At 62.7% G+C, this 18186-nt stretch carries 1 protein-coding gene; it reads left to right on the top strand.

From position 1 onward, the window contains the following. Nucleotides 1–328: 328 nt before the first annotated feature. On the top strand, nucleotides 329–18181 hold the full coding sequence (locus ACZ899_RS20220; protein ID WP_485627709.1) for an immunoglobulin-like domain-containing protein: 17853 nt from the start codon (nucleotides 329–331) through the stop codon (nucleotides 18179–18181). Nucleotides 18182–18186 lie beyond the last annotated feature (5 nt).

The following is an 18186-nucleotide window of genomic DNA, read 5'->3' as shown; positions in this document are numbered from 1 at the left end:
TGTTGTCCCAAATCACAGCCGAAGCCGTGCCTGCCCTGGAAAATGGCAAACCCTGATCCTGTATGTAGGAAGCTTCCGAATAGGCAGTGCGATTAATACAAAAGAAAGGGCTTAGCTGGCCAAATATCAATGTGACATTACCTTGGCGATTGTTTAGGATGGCAGCCAGAAGGTCAATAGTTTGGCATAAACTTAATAGCCAGAAATTATAGACGTAAAATTGACGCAAATCAGCGTCAAAAACATTATTTGAAACATTCCATCAGTCGCCGCCCTCGAACGCCGGCCAGGCATGGAAGCCAACTGAACAGGTAGCCCGGAGAGTCCAATGAGCACTGTTGTCGCCATCGTCAAAAGCATTGTTGGCCAAGTCATCGCAGTTTCCCCAGAAGGCATCCGGCGCGTACTGATCGAAGGCGATCGCCTGCTGGCAGGTGAACAGGTAGACACCGGCGCGGGCGGCGCGGTCACCCTGGAGCTGGCCGACGGCCGTGTGCTCGACCTGGGCCGCGACACCCAGTGGAGCGCCGACGCGCCCGACAGCAGCACCGACCTGAGCCAGGCCACCGCCCAGGCAGCGCCCTCGGTCGAAGAACTGCAACAGGCCATCGCCGCCGGTGTCGACCCGACCACCGAGCTGGAAGCCACCGCAGCCGGCCCGGCCGCGGCAGGCGGCGGCTCGGTCGGCGGCGGACACAGCTTCGTCCTGCTTGAGGAGACCGCCGGGGTGGTCGACCCGAGCATCGGCTTCCCCACTGGCCCGATAGGCTTCGCCAACGGCCTGGCGGTCGAGGAGCTGGGCGGGCTGGACGGCAATGCTGGCAGCACCAACACGACCAACGTCCCGCTCACCACAGGGCTGACCCTGAGCGCCACCCCCACGATCACCGAGGCGGGTGGCGTCATCGTCTATACCGCCACCGTCGGCCAACCACCGCTGACCAACCTGACCGTGACCCTGTCCAACGGCGCCGTCATCGTGATCCCGGCCGGCCAGACCACCGGCACCGTCAACGTCGACATCCCGGCCAACGACACGCCCTACATCGATGGCGGCCAGATCTCCGCGACCATTACCGGCACGACTGGCGGTAACGGCCTGATCGTCACGCCAAGCACCACCCCGGCGGTGACCCAGGTCACCGACACCATCGACACCACCACCGCCACGCTCACCGCGACCCCGAGCGTGACCGAAGGTGGCGTGATCACCTACACCGTGACCTTGAACAACCCGGCCCAGACCCCGGTCACCGTCACTCTGTCCAATGGCCAGACCGTCACCATCGAAGCCGGCAAGTCGTCCGGCAGCGTCGACTTCCAGACCCCGGCCAACGACGTCTATAACAACGGCAGCACCGTCAGCACCACGATCACGGAGGCAACGGGCGGCAACTTCGAGAATCTGGTACCGAACCCGACGCCAGCGCAGACCGTTATCAATGACTCGGTCGATACCACCACGGCGACCTTGACCGCGACCCCGAGCGTCACCGAAGGCGGCGTGATCACCTACACCGTGACCCTGACCAACCCGGCCCAGACCCCGGTCACCGTCACCCTGTCCAATGGCCAGACCGTCACCATCGAGGCCGGCAAGTCGTCCGGCAGCGTCGACTTCCAGACCCCGGCAAATGACGTCTACAACAACGGCAGCACCGTCAGCACCACGATCACGGGGGCAACGGGCGGCAACTTCGAGAAACTGGAGCCGAACCCGACACCAGCGGAAACGGTGATCAACGACTCGGTCGACACCACCACCGCCACCCTGACCGCGACCCCGAGTGTCACCGAAGGCGGTGTGATCACCTACACCGTGACCCTGACCAACCCGGCCCAGACCCCGGTCACCGTCACCCTGTCCAATGGCCAGACCGTCACTATCGAGGCCGGCAAGTCGTCCGGCAGTGTCGACTTCCAGACCCCGGCCAATGACGTCTATAACAATGGCAGCACCGTCAGCACCACGATCACGGGGGCAACGGGCGGCAACTTCGAAAAACTGGAGCCGAACCCGGCACCCGCTGAAACGAAGATCAACGACTCGATCGACACCACCACCGCCACCCTGACCGCGACCCCAAGCGTCACCGAAGGCGGCGTGATCACCTATACCGTGACCCTGACCAACCCGGCCCAGACTCCGGTCACCGTTACCCTGTCCAACGGCCAGACCATCACCGTCAAGGCTGGCGAAAGCACCGGCAGCGTCGACTTCCAGACCCCGGCCAACGACGTATTCGTCAACGGCAGCACGGTCAGCACCAGCATCACCGGTGCCACCGGCGGCAACTTCGAGAAGCTGGAGCCCGACACCACGACGACCCAGACCGTGATCAGCGACAGCATCGACACGGTGACCGTCAGCATCGCCAGCAATGGCAACGTGACCGAGGCCGAGCAACCGACCTTCACCGTGTCGGTCAGCCAGAAGCTCGACCATGACCTGACCGTGACCCTGTCCAATGGCGCCACCGTGGTCATCAGCGCTGGCCAGACCGAGGCTACCTACAGCCTGCCGGCCCAGGGTGACGACGTGTTCAAGGACGCCAGCTCGGTGACCCTCGGCGTGACCGACGCCAACGTGGCGGGCAAGACCTTCGAGAACCTGCAGCTGGGTGGCGATGCCACCGTGCAGATCACCGACACCGTCAGTGAAGTGGTCGCGACCCTCACCGCCGACAAGACCACTGTGTCCGAAGGCGGTCAGATCACCTATACCGTGACGTTGACCAATGCCCAAGGGCTGCCGGTCAGCGGCCACAATGGCCTGACTTTCACCCTGACCGATGGCACCAAAGTCACCATCCCGGCCGGTAGCGCCAGCGGTACCTTCACCATCACCGCACCAGACGACGTGTTTGTCGGCGGCCAGCCTTCGATCGTCAACAAGATCGAGTCGGTTGCCGGTGGCGACAACTTCGAGAAACTGACCCTTGGCGACAACTCGGTTACCACGACCGTGACCGATGAGCCGGGTACTGGTACCCCAGGTACCGATAACCAGGGCGACAAGGTCACCGTCACCATCGTCAGCAAAGGCGATGTCACCGAAGACCAGCAGCCGGCCTTCACCGTCAAGGTCAGCCAGAAACTGGACCATGACCTGACTGTCACCCTGTCCAATGGCGACAAGGTCGTTATTCCGGCCGGCCAGACCGAAGCCGAATATAAAGCCAAAGCCCAAGGCGATGACGTCTTCAAGGACGGCGACACCCTGACCGTCGGCATCACCGATGCCGCCGTTGATGGCAAGGCCTTCGAAAATCTGGAACTGGGCGGCAACGCCTCGGTGCAGATCACCGACACCGTCAGCGAAGTCGTCGCGACCCTCACCGCCGACAAGACCACTGTGTCCGAAGGCGGCCAGATCACCTACACCGTGACCCTGACCAATGCCCAGGGCCTGCCGGCCAACGGCCACAATGGCCTGACCTTCACCCTGACCGATGGCACCAAGGTCACCATCCCTGCCGGTAGCGCCAGCGGCACCTTCACCATCACTGCACCGGACGACGTATTCGTCGGTGGCCAGCCGAGCATCGTCAACAAGATCGAATCGGTTGCCGGTGGCGACAACTTCGAGAAGCTCACGCTGGGTGACAACACCGTCACCACGAGCGTGACCGACGAGCCAGGCACCGGTACTCCGGGCACCGATAACCAGGGCGACAAGGTCACTGTCACCATCGTCGGCAAAGGCGATGTCACCGAAGACCAGCAGCCGGCCTTCACCGTCAAGGTCAGCCAGAAGCTCGACCATGACCTGACTGTCACTCTGTCCAACGGCGACAAGGTTGTCATCCCAGCCGGTCAGACCGAAGCCGAGTACAAAGCCAAGGCTCAGGGCGACGACGTCTTCAAAGATGGCGATACCCTGACCGTCGGCATCACCGAGGCCGCCGTTGATGGCAAGGCCTTTGAAAATCTGGAACTGGGCGGTAACGCTTCCGTCCAGATCACCGACACCGTCAGTGAAGTGGTCGCGACCCTGACTGCGGACAAGACCACCGTCACCGAAGGTGGCCAGATCACCTACACCGTGACCTTGACCAATGCCCAAGGGCTGCCGGTCAACGGCCACAATGGCCTGACTTTCACCCTGACCGATGGCACCAAAGTCACCATCCCGGCCGGTAGCGCCAGCGGTACCTTCACCATCACTGCACCGGACGACGTATTCGTCGGTGGCCAGCCGAGCATCGTCAACAAGATCGAGTCGGTTGCCGGTGGCGATAACTTCGAGAAGCTGACTCTCGGCGACAACTCGGTCACCACAAAGGTGACTGACGAGCCAGGCACTGGCACGCCAGGCACCGACAACCAGGGCGACAAGGTCACCGTCACCATCGTCGGCAAAGGCGATGTCACCGAAGACCAGCAGCCGGCCTTCACCGTCAAGGTCAGCCAGAAGCTCGACCATGACCTGACTGTCACGCTGTCCAACGGCGACAAGGTTGTCATCCCAGCCGGTCAGACCGAAGCCGAGTACAAGGCGAAAGCCCAGGGCGATGACGTCTTCAAGGACGGCGATACCCTAACCGTCGGCATCACCGATGCCGCCGTCGACGGCAAGGCCTTCGAGAATCTGGAGCTGGGTGGCAATGCCTCGGTGCAGATCACCGACACCATCAGCGAGGTCGTTGCGACCCTCACCGCCGACAAGACCACTGTGTCCGAAGGCGGCCAGATCACTTACACCGTCACCCTGACCAACGCCCAAGGGCTGCCGGTCAACGGCCACAATGGCCTGACCTTCACCCTGACCGATGGCACCAAGGTCACCATCCCGGCAGGCAGTGCCAACGGCACCTTCACCATCACCGCACCGGACGACGTGTTTGTCGGTGGCCAGCCTTCGATCGTCAACAAGATCGAATCGGTTGTCGGTGGTGACAACTTCGAGAAATTGACTCTCGGTGACAACTCGGTCACCACGACTGTGACCGACGAGCCAGGCACCGGTACTCCTGGCACCGACAACCAGGGCGACAAGGTCACCGTCACCATCGTTGGCAAAGGCGATGTCACCGAAGACCAGCAGCCAGCCTTCACCGTCAAGGTCAGCCAGAAGCTCGACCATGACCTGACCGTGACCCTGTCGAACGGCGACAAAGTCGTCATTCCAGCCGGTCAGACCGAAGCCGAGTACAAAGCCAAGGCTCAGGGCGACGACGTCTTCAAAGATGGCGACACCCTGACCGTCGGCATCACCGATGCCGCCGTTGACGGTAAGGCCTTCGAAAATCTGGAACTGGGTGGCAACGCCTCCGTCCAGATCACCGACACCGTCAGTGAAGTGGTCGCGACCCTGACTGCGGACAAGACCACTGTGTCCGAAGGCGGTCAGATCACCTACACCGTCACCCTGACCAACGCCCAAGGGCTGCCGGTCAACGGCCACAATGGCCTGACCTTCACCCTCACCGACGGCACCAAGGTCACCATCCCGGCAGGCAGCGCCAGTGGCACGTTCACCATCACCGCACCGGATGATGTGTTCGTCGGCGGCCAGCCTTCGATCGTCAACAAGATCGAAGGCGTCAGCGGCGCAGACAACTTCGAGAAGCTGACCCTCGGCGACAACACGATCACCACGACCGTGACCGACGAGCCAGGCACTGGCACGCCAGGCACCGATAACCAGGGCGATAAGGTCACTGTCACCATCGTCGGCAAAGGCGATGTCACCGAAGACCAGCAGCCGGCCTTCACCGTCAAGGTCAGCCAGAAGCTGGACCATGACCTGACCGTGACCCTGTCGAATGGCGACAAGGTCGTGATCCCGGCCGGCCAGACCGAAACCGAATACAAGGCCAAGGCCCAGGGCGACGACGTCTTCAAGGACGGCGACACCCTGACCGTCGGCATCACCGATGCCGCCGTTGATGGCAAGGCTTTCGAAAATCTGGAACTGGGCGGCAACGCTTCGGTGCAGATCACCGATACCGTCAGCGAAGTCGTTGCGACCCTGACCGCTGACAAGACCACCGTCACCGAAGGTGGCCAGATCACCTACACCGTGACCCTGACCAATGCCCAGGGCCTGCCGGTCAACGGCCATAATGGCCTGACCTTCACCCTCACCGACGGCACCAAGGTCACCATCCCTGCCGGCAGCGCCAGCGGTACCTTCACCATCACGGCTCCAGACGACGTGTTTGTCGGCGGCCAGCCTTCGATCGTCAACAAGATCGAGTCGGTTGCCGGTGGAGATAACTTCGAGAAGCTGACCCTCGGCGACAACACGGTCACTACGAGCGTCACTGACGAGCCGGGTACTGGCACTCCAGGCACCGACAACCAGGGCGACAAGGTCACCGTCACCATCGTCGGCAAAGGCGATGTCACCGAAGACCAGCAGCCAGCCTTCACCGTCAAGGTCAGCCAGAAACTGGACCACGACCTGACCGTGACCTTGTCGAATGGCGACAAGGTGGTGATCCCGGCCGGCCAGACCGAAATCGAATACAAAGCCAAGGCTCAGGGCGACGACGTCTTCAAAGATGGCGATACCCTGACCGTCGGCATCACCGATGCTGCCGTCGATGGCAAGGCCTTCGAGAATCTGGAGCTGGGTGGCAATGCCTCGGTTCAGATCACCGACACCGTCAGCGAAGTCGTCGCGACCCTGACCGCCGACAAGACTACCGTCACCGAAGGTGGCCAGATCACCTACACCGTGACGCTGACCAACGCCCAGGGTCTGCCGGTCAACGGCCACAACGGTCTGACCTTCACCCTCACCGACGGCACCAAGGTCACCATTCCAGCCGGCAGCGCCAGCGGCACCTTCACCATCACCGCCCCTGACGACGTGTTCGTCGGCGGCCAGCCTTCGATCGTCAACAAGATCGAGTCGGTTACCGGTGGTGATAACTTCGAGAAGCTGACCCTCGGCGACAACACGATCACTACGACCGTGACCGACGAGCCAGACACCGGCACTCCAGGCACCGACAACCAGGGCGACAAGGTCACCGTGACCATCGTCGGCAAAGGCGATGTCACCGAAGACCAGCAGCCAGCCTTCACCGTCAAGGTCAGCCAGAAACTGGACCACGACCTGACGGTCACCCTGTCCAATGGCGACAAGGTCGTTATTCCGGCCGGCCAGACCGAAGCCGAATATAAAGCCAAGGCCCAAGGTGATGACGTCTTCAAGGACGGCGATACCCTGACCGTCGGCATCACCGATGCCGCCGTTGACGGTAAGGCATTCGAAAATCTGGAACTGGGTGGCAATGCCTCGGTTCAGATCACCGACACAGTAAGCGAAGTCGTCGCGACCCTGACCGCCGACAAGACTACCGTCACCGAAGGTGGCCAGATCACTTACACAGTGACCCTGACCAATGCCCAGGGCCTGTCGGTCACCGGCCACAATGGCCTGACCTTCACCCTGTCGGACGGCACCAAAGTCACCGTTCCAGCCGGCAGCGCCAGCGGTACCTTCACCATCACCGCCCCGAGCGATGTATTCGTCGGCGGCCAGCCCTCGATCGTGAACAAGCTTGAAGGTGTCAGCGGCGCGGACAACTTCGAGAAGCTGACGCTCGGCAAGGAAACACTCACCACCACCGTCACTGATGATCCGGATACCGGCAACAAGGTGTCCGTCACTATCGTCAGCAACGGCGATGTCACCGAAGACCTGCAGCCGTCCTTTACCGTCAAGGTCAACCAGAAGCTGGACCAGGACCTGACCGTCACCCTGAGCAATGGCGCCAAGGTGGTGATTCCGGCTGGCCAGACCCAGGTCGAGTACAAGGCGGATGCCCAGGGCGATGACGTCTTCAAGGATGGCAGCTCGCTGACCGTCGGCATCACTTATGCAGTCGTTGATGGCAAGACCTTCGAAAATCTGGAACTGGGCGGCAATGCCACCGTACAGATCAGCGATACCGTCAGCGAAGTCGTCGCGACCCTCACCGCCGACAAGACTACCGTCACCGAAGGTGGCCAGATCACCTACACCGTGACGCTGACCAACGCCCAGGGCCTGCCGGTCAACGGCCACAACGGTCTGACCTTCACCCTCACCGACGGCACCAAGGTCACCATTCCAGCCGGCAGCGCCAGCGGCACCTTCACCATCACCGCCCCTGACGACGTGTTCGTCGGCGGCCAGCCTTCGATCGTCAACAAGATCGAGTCGGTTACCGGTGGTGATAACTTCGAGAAGCTGACCCTCGGCGACAACACGATCACTACGACCGTGACCGACGAGCCAGGCACCGGTACTCCGGGCACCGACAACCAGGGCGACAAGGTCACCGTCACCATCGTCGGCAAAGGCGATGTCACCGAAGACCAGCAGCCAGCCTTCACCGTCAAGGTCAGCCAGAAGCTCGACCACGACCTGACCGTGACCCTGTCGAACGGCGACAAAGTCGTCATTCCAGCCGGTCAGACCGAAGCCGAGTACAAAGCCAAGGCCCAGGGCGACGACGTCTTCAAAGATGGCGACACCCTGACCGTCGGCATCACCGATGCCGCCGTTGACGGTAAGGCCTTCGAAAATCTGGAACTGGGTGGCAACGCCTCCGTCCAGATCACCGACACCGTCAGTGAAGTGGTCGCGACCCTGACTGCGGACAAGACCACTGTGTCCGAAGGCGGCCAGATCACCTACACCGTCACCCTGACCAACGCCCAAGGGCTGCCGGTCAACGGCCACAATGGCCTGACCTTCACCCTGACCGATGGCACCAAGGTCACCATCCCGGCCGGTAGCGCCAGTGGCACGTTCACCATCACCGCACCGGATGATGTGTTCGTCGGCGGCCAGCCTTCGATCGTCAACAAGATCGAAAGCGTCAGCGGCGCAGACAACTTCGAGAAGCTGACCCTCGGCGACAACACGATCACCACGACCGTGACCGACGAGCCAGGCACTGGCACGCCAGGTACCGACAACCAGGGCGACAAGGTCACTGTCACCATCGTCGGCAAAGGCGATGTCACCGAGGACCAGCAGCCAGCCTTCACCGTCAAGGTCAGCCAGAAGCTCGACCATGACCTGACTGTCACTCTGTCCAATGGCGACAAGGTGGTGATCCCGGCCGGCCAGACCGAAACCGAATACAAGGCCAAGGCCCAGGGCGACGACGTCTTCAAGGACGGCGACACCCTGACCGTCGGCATCAGCGATGCCGCCGTTGATGGCAAGGCTTTCGAAAATCTGGAACTGGGCGGCAACGCTTCGGTGCAGATCACCGACACCGTCAGCGAAGTCGTCGCGACCCTCAGCGCCGACAAGACCACGGTGTCCGAAGGCGGCCAGATCACCTACACCGTGACGCTGACCAACGCCCAGGGTCTGCCGGTCAACGGCCACAACGGCCTGACCTTCACCCTCACCGACGGCACCAAGGTCACCATTCCAGCCGGCAGCGCCAGCGGGACCTTCACCATTAACGCACCGGATGACGTGTTCGTTGGTGGCCAACCGACCATCACCAACAAGCTGGAAGGTGTCACCGGCGCCGACAACTTCGAAAAACTGACCCTGGGTCAGGACGAAGTGAAGACCTCCGTCACTGACGAACCTGGCACCGGCACTCCGGGTACCGATAACCAGGGCGACAAGGTCACCGTCACCATCGTTGGCAAAGGCGATGTCACCGAAGACCAGCAGCCAGCCTTCACCGTCAAGGTCAGCCAGAAACTGGACCACGACCTGACCGTGACTCTGTCGAATGGCGACAAAGTCGTCATTCCAGCCGGTCAGACCGAAGCCGAGTACAAGGCGAAAGCCCAAGGTGATGACGTCTTCAAAGACGGTGACACCCTGACCGTCGGCATCACCGATGCCGCCGTCGACGGCAAGGCCTTCGAGAATCTGGAACTGGGTGGCAACGCCTCCGTTCAGATCACCGACACAGTAAGCGAGGTCGTTGCGACCCTGACTGCCGACAAGACCACTGTGTCCGAAGGCGGCCAGATCACCTACACCGTCACCCTGACCAACGCCCAGGGTCTGCCGGTCAACGGCCATAACGGCCTGACCTTCACCCTGACCGATGGCACCAAGGTCACCATCCCGGCCGGCAGCGCCAGCGGCACCTTCACCATCACTGCACCGGACGATGTGTTCGTTGGTGGTCAACCGACCATCACCAACAAACTGGAAAGCGTGACTGGTGCCGACAACTTCGAAAAACTGACCCTGGGTCAGGACGAAGTGAAAACCTCCATCACTGACGAACCGGGCACCGGCACTCCAGGTACCGACAACCAGGGCGACAAGGTCACCGTCACCATCGTCGGCAAGGGCGATGTCACCGAAGACCAGCAGCCGGCCTTCACCGTCAAGGTCAGCCAGAAACTGGACCACGACCTGACCGTGACCCTGTCCAACGGCGACAAGGTCGTCATTCCGGCCGGTCAGACCGAGGCCGAGTACAAGGCGAAAGCCCAAGGTGATGACGTCTTCAAAGACGGTGACACCCTGACCGTCGGCATCACCGATGCCGCCGTCGACGGCAAGGCCTTCGAGAATCTGGAACTGGGCGGCAACGCCTCGGTGCAGATCACCGACACCATCAGCGAGGTCGTTGCGACCCTGACTGCGGACAAGACCACCGTGTCCGAAGGCGGACAGATCACTTACACCGTCACCCTGACCAACGCCCAGGGTCTGCCGGTCAACGGCCACAATGGCCTGACCTTCACCCTGACCGATGGCACCAAGGTCACCATCCCGGCCGGTAGCGCCAGCGGTACCTTCACCATCACCGCACCAGACGACGTATTCGTCGGTGGCCAACCTTCGATCGTCAACAAGATCGAGGGTGTCAGTGGCGCCGACAACTTCGAGAAGCTCACTCTGGGTGACAACACCGTCACCACGAGCGTGACCGATGAGCCAGGCACTGGCACGCCAGGCACCGACAACCAGGGCGACAAGGTCTCGGTCACCATCGTTGGCAACGGCAACGTCACCGAAGACCAGCAGCCGTCGTTCACCGTCAAGGTCAGCCAGAAGCTCGACCAGGACCTGACCGTGACCCTGAGCAATGGCGCCAAGGTAGTGATCCCGGCCGGCCAGACCCAGGTCGAGTACAAGGCCGCGGCCCAGGGCGACGATGTATTCAAGGATGGCAGCTCGCTGACCGTCGGCATCACCGACGCCGCGGTCACCGGCAAGACCTTCGAGAATCTGGAACTGGGCGGCAACGCCACCGTGCAGATCACCGACACCATCAGCGAAGTCGTGGCCACCTTGTCCGCCGACAAGACCACCGTGTCCGAGGGCGGCCAGATCACCTACACCGTGACCCTGACCAACGCCCAGGGCCTGTCGGTCACCGGCCACAACGGCCTGACCTTTACCCTCAGCGACGGCACCAAGGTCAGCATCCCGGCCGGCAGCGCCAGCGGTACCGCCATCATCACGGCGCCTGACGACGTCTTCGTTGGCGGCCAGGCCACCATCAGCAACAAGATCACCGGCGTCACCGGTGCCGACAACTTCGAGAAACTGACCCTGGGTCAGAACGAAGTGCAAACCTCCGTGACCGACGAGCCGGGCACCGGTACTCCAGGCACCGACAACCAGGGCGACAAGGTGTCCGTCACCATCGTCGGCAACGGCGATGTCAACGAGGCCCAGCAGCCGTCGTTCACCGTCAAGGTCAGCCAGAAGCTTGGCTACGACCTGACCGTCACCCTGTCCAACGGCGACAAGGTGGTGATCCCGGCAGGTCAGACCCAGACCGAGTACAAGGCCGCCGCACAGGGCGACGACGTGTTCAAGGACGGCAGCTCGCTGACCGTCGGTATCACCGATGCCACGGTTCCGGGCCATACCTTCGAGAACCTGGAACTGGGTGGCAACGCCACCGTGCAGATCACCGACACCATCAGTGAAGTCGTGGCCACCTTGTCCGCCGACAAGACCACCGTTTCCGAGGGCGGCCAGATCACCTACACCGTGACCCTGACCAACGCCCAGGGCCTGTCGGTCACCGGCCACAACGGCCTGACCTTCACCCTCACCGACGGCACCAAGGTCACCATCCCGGCCGGCAGCGCCAGCGGCACCTTCACCATCAATGCGCCAGACGACGTATTCGTCGGTGGTCAGCCGACCATCAGCAACAAGATCACCGGCGTCACCGGTGCGGATAACTTCGAGAAACTGACCCTGGGTCAGAACGAAGTGAAGACCACCGTCACCGACGAGCCAGGTTCGGGCACCCCGGGTACCGGCAACCAGGGCGACAAGGTCTCGGTCACCATCGTCGGCAATGGCGATGTCAACGAGGCCCAGCAGCCGTCGTTCACCGTCAAGGTCAGCCAGAAGCTCGACCAGGACCTGACCGTGACCCTGAGCAACGGTGCCAAGGTAATCATTCCGGCTGGCCAGACCCAGGTCGAATACAAGGCCGCCGCCCAAGGCGATGATGTGTTCAAGGACGGCAGCTCGCTGACCGTCGGCATCACCGATGCCACGGTCACCGGCAAGACCTTCGAGAATCTGGAACTGGGCGGCAACGCCACCGTGCAGATCACCGACACCATCAGTGAAGTCGTGGCCACCTTGTCCGCCGACAAGACCACCGTCACTGAAGGTGGCCAGGTCACCTACACCGTGACCCTGACCAACGCCCAGGGCCTGTCGGTCACCGGTCATAACGGCCTGACCTTCACCCTGTCCGACGGCACCAAGGTCACCATCCCAGCCGGCAGCGCCACTGGCACCGCCATCATCAACGCGCCGGACGACGTGTTCGTCGGCGGCCAGGCCACCATCAGCAACAAGATCACCGGCGTCAGCGGTGCCGACAACTTCGAGAAACTGACCCTGGGTCAGAACGAAGTGAAGACCTCGGTCACCGACGAGCCGGGCTCGGGCACCCCGGGCACCGGCAACCAGGGCGACAAGGTCTCGGTCACTATCGTCGGCAACGGCGATGTCAACGAAGCCCAGCAACCGTCGTTCACCGTCAAGGTCAGCCAGAAGCTCGATCAGGACCTCACCGTGACCCTTAGCAATGGCGCCAAGGTGGTGATCCCGGCCGGCCAGACCCAGGTCGAGTACAAGGCGCCGGTCCAGGGCGACGACGTGTTCAAGGACGGCGGCCCGCTCACCGTCGGCATCACCGATGCCAGCGTGGTCGGCAAGACCTTCGAGAATCTCGAGCTCGGCGGTTCGGCCACCGTGCAGATCACCGACACCATCAGCGAAGTGGTCGCGACCCTGTCCGCTGACAAGACCACGGTTGCCGAGGGTGGCCAGTTCACCTACACCGTGACCCTGACCAACGCCCAGGGCCTGTCGGTCACCGGCCACAACGGCCTGACCTTCACCCTCACCGACGGCACCAAGGTCACCATCCCGGCGGGCAGCGCCACCGGTACCGTGACCATCACCGCCAAGGACGACGTGTTCGTCGGCGGCCAGCCGAGCATCGTCAACAAGATCGAGTCCGTCACCGGTGGCGGCAACTTCGAGAAGCTGACTCTCGGCAACAACACGCTGACCACCACGGTGACCGACGAACCGGGTTCGGGTACCCCAGGTACCGGCAACCAGGGCGACAAGGTCTCGGTCACCATCGTCGGCAATGGCGATGTCAACGAAGCCCAACAGCCGTCGTTCACCGTCAAGGTCAGCCAGAAGCTCGACCAGGACCTGACCGTGACCCTGAGCAATGGCGCCAAGGTGGTGATCCCGGCCGGCCAGACCCAGGTCGAGTACAAGGCCGCCGCCCAGGGCGACGACGTGTTCAAGGATGGCAGCTCGCTGACAGTAGGCGTCACCGACGCCACAGTCACCGGCAAGACCTTCGAGAACCTGGAACTCGGTGGCAATGCCACCGTGCAGATCACCGACACCATCAGCGAAGTCGTGGCCACCTTGTCCGCCGACAAGACCACCGTTTCCGAGGGCGGCCAGATCACCTACACCGTGACTCTGACCAACGCTCAGGGCCTGTCGGTCACCGGCCACAACGGCCTGACCTTCACCCTGACCGACGGCACCAAGGTCACCATCCCGGCCGGCAGCGCCAGCGGCACCTTCACCATCACCGCTGCGGACGACGTGTTCGTCGGTGGCCAGCCGACCATCAGCAACAAGATCACCGGCGTCACCGGCGGCGACAACTTCGAAAAACTGACCCTGGGCCAGAACGAAGTGAAGACTACCGTCACCGACGAGCCAGGTTCGGGCACCCCGGGTACCGGCAACCAGGGCGACAAGGTCTCGGTCACCATTGTCGGCAACGGCAACGTCACCGAAGACCAGCAGCCATCGTTCACCGTCAAGGTCAGCCAGAAGCTCGATCAGGACCTGACCGTGACCCTGAGCAACGGTGCCAAGGTAATCATTCCGGCTGGCCAGACCCAGGTCGAGTACAAGGCCGCCGCCCAAGGCGACGACGTGTTCAAGGATGGCAGCTCGCTGACCGTCGGCATCACCGATGCCGCGGTCACCGGCAAGACCTTCGAGAACCTCGAGCTGGGTGGCAACGCCACCGTGCAGATCAGCGATACCATCAGTGAAGTGGTCGCCACCCTGTCCGCCGACAAGACCACCGTCAGCGAAGGCGGCCAGGTCACCTACACCGTGACCCTGACCAACGCCCAGGGCCTGTCGGTCACCGGCCACAACGGCCTGACCTTCACCCTGACCGATGGCACCAAGGTCAGCATCCCGGCCGGCAGCGCCAGCGGCACCTTCACCATCACCGCCAAGGACGACCCGTACCTCGGTGGCCAGCCGAACATCGTCAACAAGATCGAAACGGTCGTCGGTGGCGACAACTTCGAGAAACTGACCCTGGGCAGCAATACCGTCACCACCAGCGTCACCGACGAGCCGAGCGGCCAGGGCGACCTGACCACCGTCGGCATCAGCGGCGACACCTCGGTGACCGAAGGCGATACCGCCCACTACAACCTGACCCTGAGCAACCCGTCGAAGTCCGAGGTGACCATCACCCTGACCTACAGCGGCACCGCCACCGACGGCCAGGACTTTACCGGTGTGGTCACCGTGAAGATCCCGGCGGGCAGCAGCGGCACCACCTTCGACATCAAGACCATCGACGACAAGCTGGTCGAGGGTTCGGAGAACTTCACGGTCAAGATCAGCGGCGCCACAGGCGGCGGCTTCGAGAACCTGCAAGTCGACGCCAGCAAGTCCAGCGTCACCACCACCATCATCGACAACGACCACGCGCCGGTGTCGACCGGTGGCGCCGTGACCGGCAGCGAAGACACCGACTACGTGTTCAAGTGGGGCGACTTCAACGTCAGCGACGCCGATGGCAACAGCGGCCTGTCGGTGACCATCAGCAAGCTGCCGGACCTGGGCAGCCTGAAGTTCTTCAACGGCACCTCGTGGGTCGATGTGTCGCTGAACCAGAACATCAGCCAGGCCGACATCGCCGCCGGCAAGCTCAAGTTCGTGCCGCTGGCCAACCAGTCGGGCGTCGACGGCTATGGCGGCAGCGGCGTGGGCAACAAGCAGGCCGACTACGCGCAGATCAAGTACAAGCCCAACGACGGCACCAACGCCGGCGGCGAAGTGACCATGAAGGTCGATATCGCGCCAGTGGCCGACAAGCCTGACCTGAACATCGGCAACAACAACGTCAACTCCATCGGCCTGCTCAAGGAAACCTGGAACAGCCTCACCGGCCTGGGGAGCAACGGCAACGGCATCACCGGCGATGCGCTGAAGAACGTCTTCGCCAACTCCGGCAATGCCAGCAAGAGCGAGACCGTCACCGGTGTCGACACGGTCGCCACCGTGTCGCCTGGCACAGGCTCGAAGACCTCCGGCCTGATCTACCTCGAAGCCGGCAAGACCTATGCGTTCAGCGGCACCGCCGACGACAGCCTGCAGATCGTCGTCGGTGGCAAGAACGTCGCCAGCGGTACCTGGGGCTCGGGCAGCGGCGCCATCTCCGGCAGCTTCACCCCGACCACCAGCGGCTACTACACCCTGGAGATCTACAACGCCAACCAGGCCGGCCCCGGCAGCCTGGACGTCAACATCAAGGTGGGCAACGGCGCGGTCACCGACCTGAACAGCTCGAACATCCCGATGTACCCGAGCGTCAAGGACCTGACCAACGCCGGCGTGACCGTCGGCGACCTGCACGGCAGCAACAACCAGGGCTACTACGACGGCTACAAGCTCAACGAAGGCAGCGAGAACGGCGCCCCGGTCAAGCTGGTGGGCATCAGCACCAACCTCACCGACACCGACGGCTCCGAGGCCCTGAGCGTCAAGCTCAGCGGCATTCCGGCAGGCTCGGTGCTGGCCGACAATGCCGGCCACACCATCACCGTCGGCAAGGACGCGGTGGACGTCACCGGCTGGAACCTGGGCAGCCTGACCATCAAGCCACCGGCCTACTATGCCGGCCAGTTCGACGTGAAGGTCAGCTCGACCTCCACCGAGAGCGTCGGCGGCAGCACCGCGACCAGCGAAGGCACCATCAAGGTCACGGTCTACCCGCAGTCCTACACCACCAGCAACCTGTCCTCGGACAGCGACAACATCACCGGCACCGACGGCAACGATGTGGTGGTGGCCGACGTCACCGGCCTGCACGTGGTGCCGGGCCAGGACTACAACCTCGCCTTCATCGTCGACACCTCGGGCAGCATGGGCTCGTCCGGCGTGGATGCGGCGAAGAAATCCCTGGAGTCGGTGTTCAAGACCCTGGCCGCCAGCGTCAAGGGCGACCAGTCGGGCACCGTGAACATCCTCCTGGTGGACTTCGCCACCCAGGTCAAGAGCAGCGTTGCGGTAACCCTGAACGATGCCGGCCTGCAGCAGTTGCTCAACGCCCTGAACAACCTGCGGGCGGACGGCGGCACCAACTACGAGGACGCCTTCAAGACCACCGCCAACTGGTTCCAGAACCTCCAGAATGGTGGCAACACTGGCAGCAACCAGACGTTCTTCATCACCGACGGCAAGCCGACCTACTACCAGGCCAACGAGAACCCCAACCCGACCCTGGGGACCTCGGGCATCACCCTGGACACCTTCCTGGCTTCGATCAACTACAAGCCGGGCATGGCCTACAACGGCTACATCGACAGCAGCAACACCAACTACGTCAGCATCGACAACGCCGGCAACCTGCAGGTGCAGTACTACCGCAACGGCTGGAAATACGGCGTATCGGGCGAACTGCATGCCGAAGGTAACGGCACCTACGAGCTGTCTTCGCGGGGCGGCCTGGGCTACGACACCAACAGCACCACCACGAGCAACTCGCAGGACAGCTTCAAGCTGCTCTCGGGCCTGTCCCAGGTCGAGGCCATCGGCCTCAACAACGGCGTCAACACCAACGACCTGAAACCATACGACACCGACGGCAAGCCGCAGACCAACATCGACCCGAGCAAGCTGGCCGAAGCCATCCTCGGCCATACCGAAGTCACCCAGCCGGGCAATGACACGGTCAACGGCGGCGACGGCAACGACATCATCTTCGGTGACCTGATGGTCTTCGACGGTGTTGCCGGCACCGGTGTCGAGGCGATCCGCGGCTATGTCGCCGACAAGCTGGGCGTCGACGCGGGCAGCGTGGACGCACGGGCGATGCACAAGTACATCACCGAGAACTACGCCGAGTTCGATGTCTCGCGCAGCAACGACGGCGCCGACACCCTGCTGGGCGGCAACGGCAACGACATCATCTTCGGCCAGGGTGGCAACGACTACATCGACGGCGGCAAGGGCAATGACATCCTGCTCGGTGGCACCGGCAACGACACCCTGCTCGGCGGCGAAGGCAACGACATCCTGTTCGGCGGTGCCGGCAATGACATCCTCATCGGCGGCAAGGGTGACGACATCATGACCGGTGGCAGCGGTGCCGACACCTTCGTGTGGAAGTCCGGCGACCTGGGCAAGGACGTGATCAAGGACTTCAAGGCCAGCGAGGGCGACCGCCTCGACCTGAGCGACCTGCTCCAGGGCGAGAAGGCCAGCACCATCGACAACTTCCTGAAGATCACCACGGTCAATGGCGAGTCGACCCTGCAGGTCAGCACCGAAGGCAAGCTCAACGCCGCCGGTGGCCTGGCCAACGCCGACGTGACCATCAAGCTCGAGGGCGTGAACTGGTCCAACACCACGATCAACTCGTTGATCAGCGGTGCCGACCCGACCATCAAGATCGACAACTCCAACAGCTGATCCCT

The organism is Pseudomonas sp. TE31087 (assembly GCF_057284075.1).
Note: the sequence above shows the minus strand (reverse complement) of the source record. Positions and strands in the feature narration are given on the sequence as shown.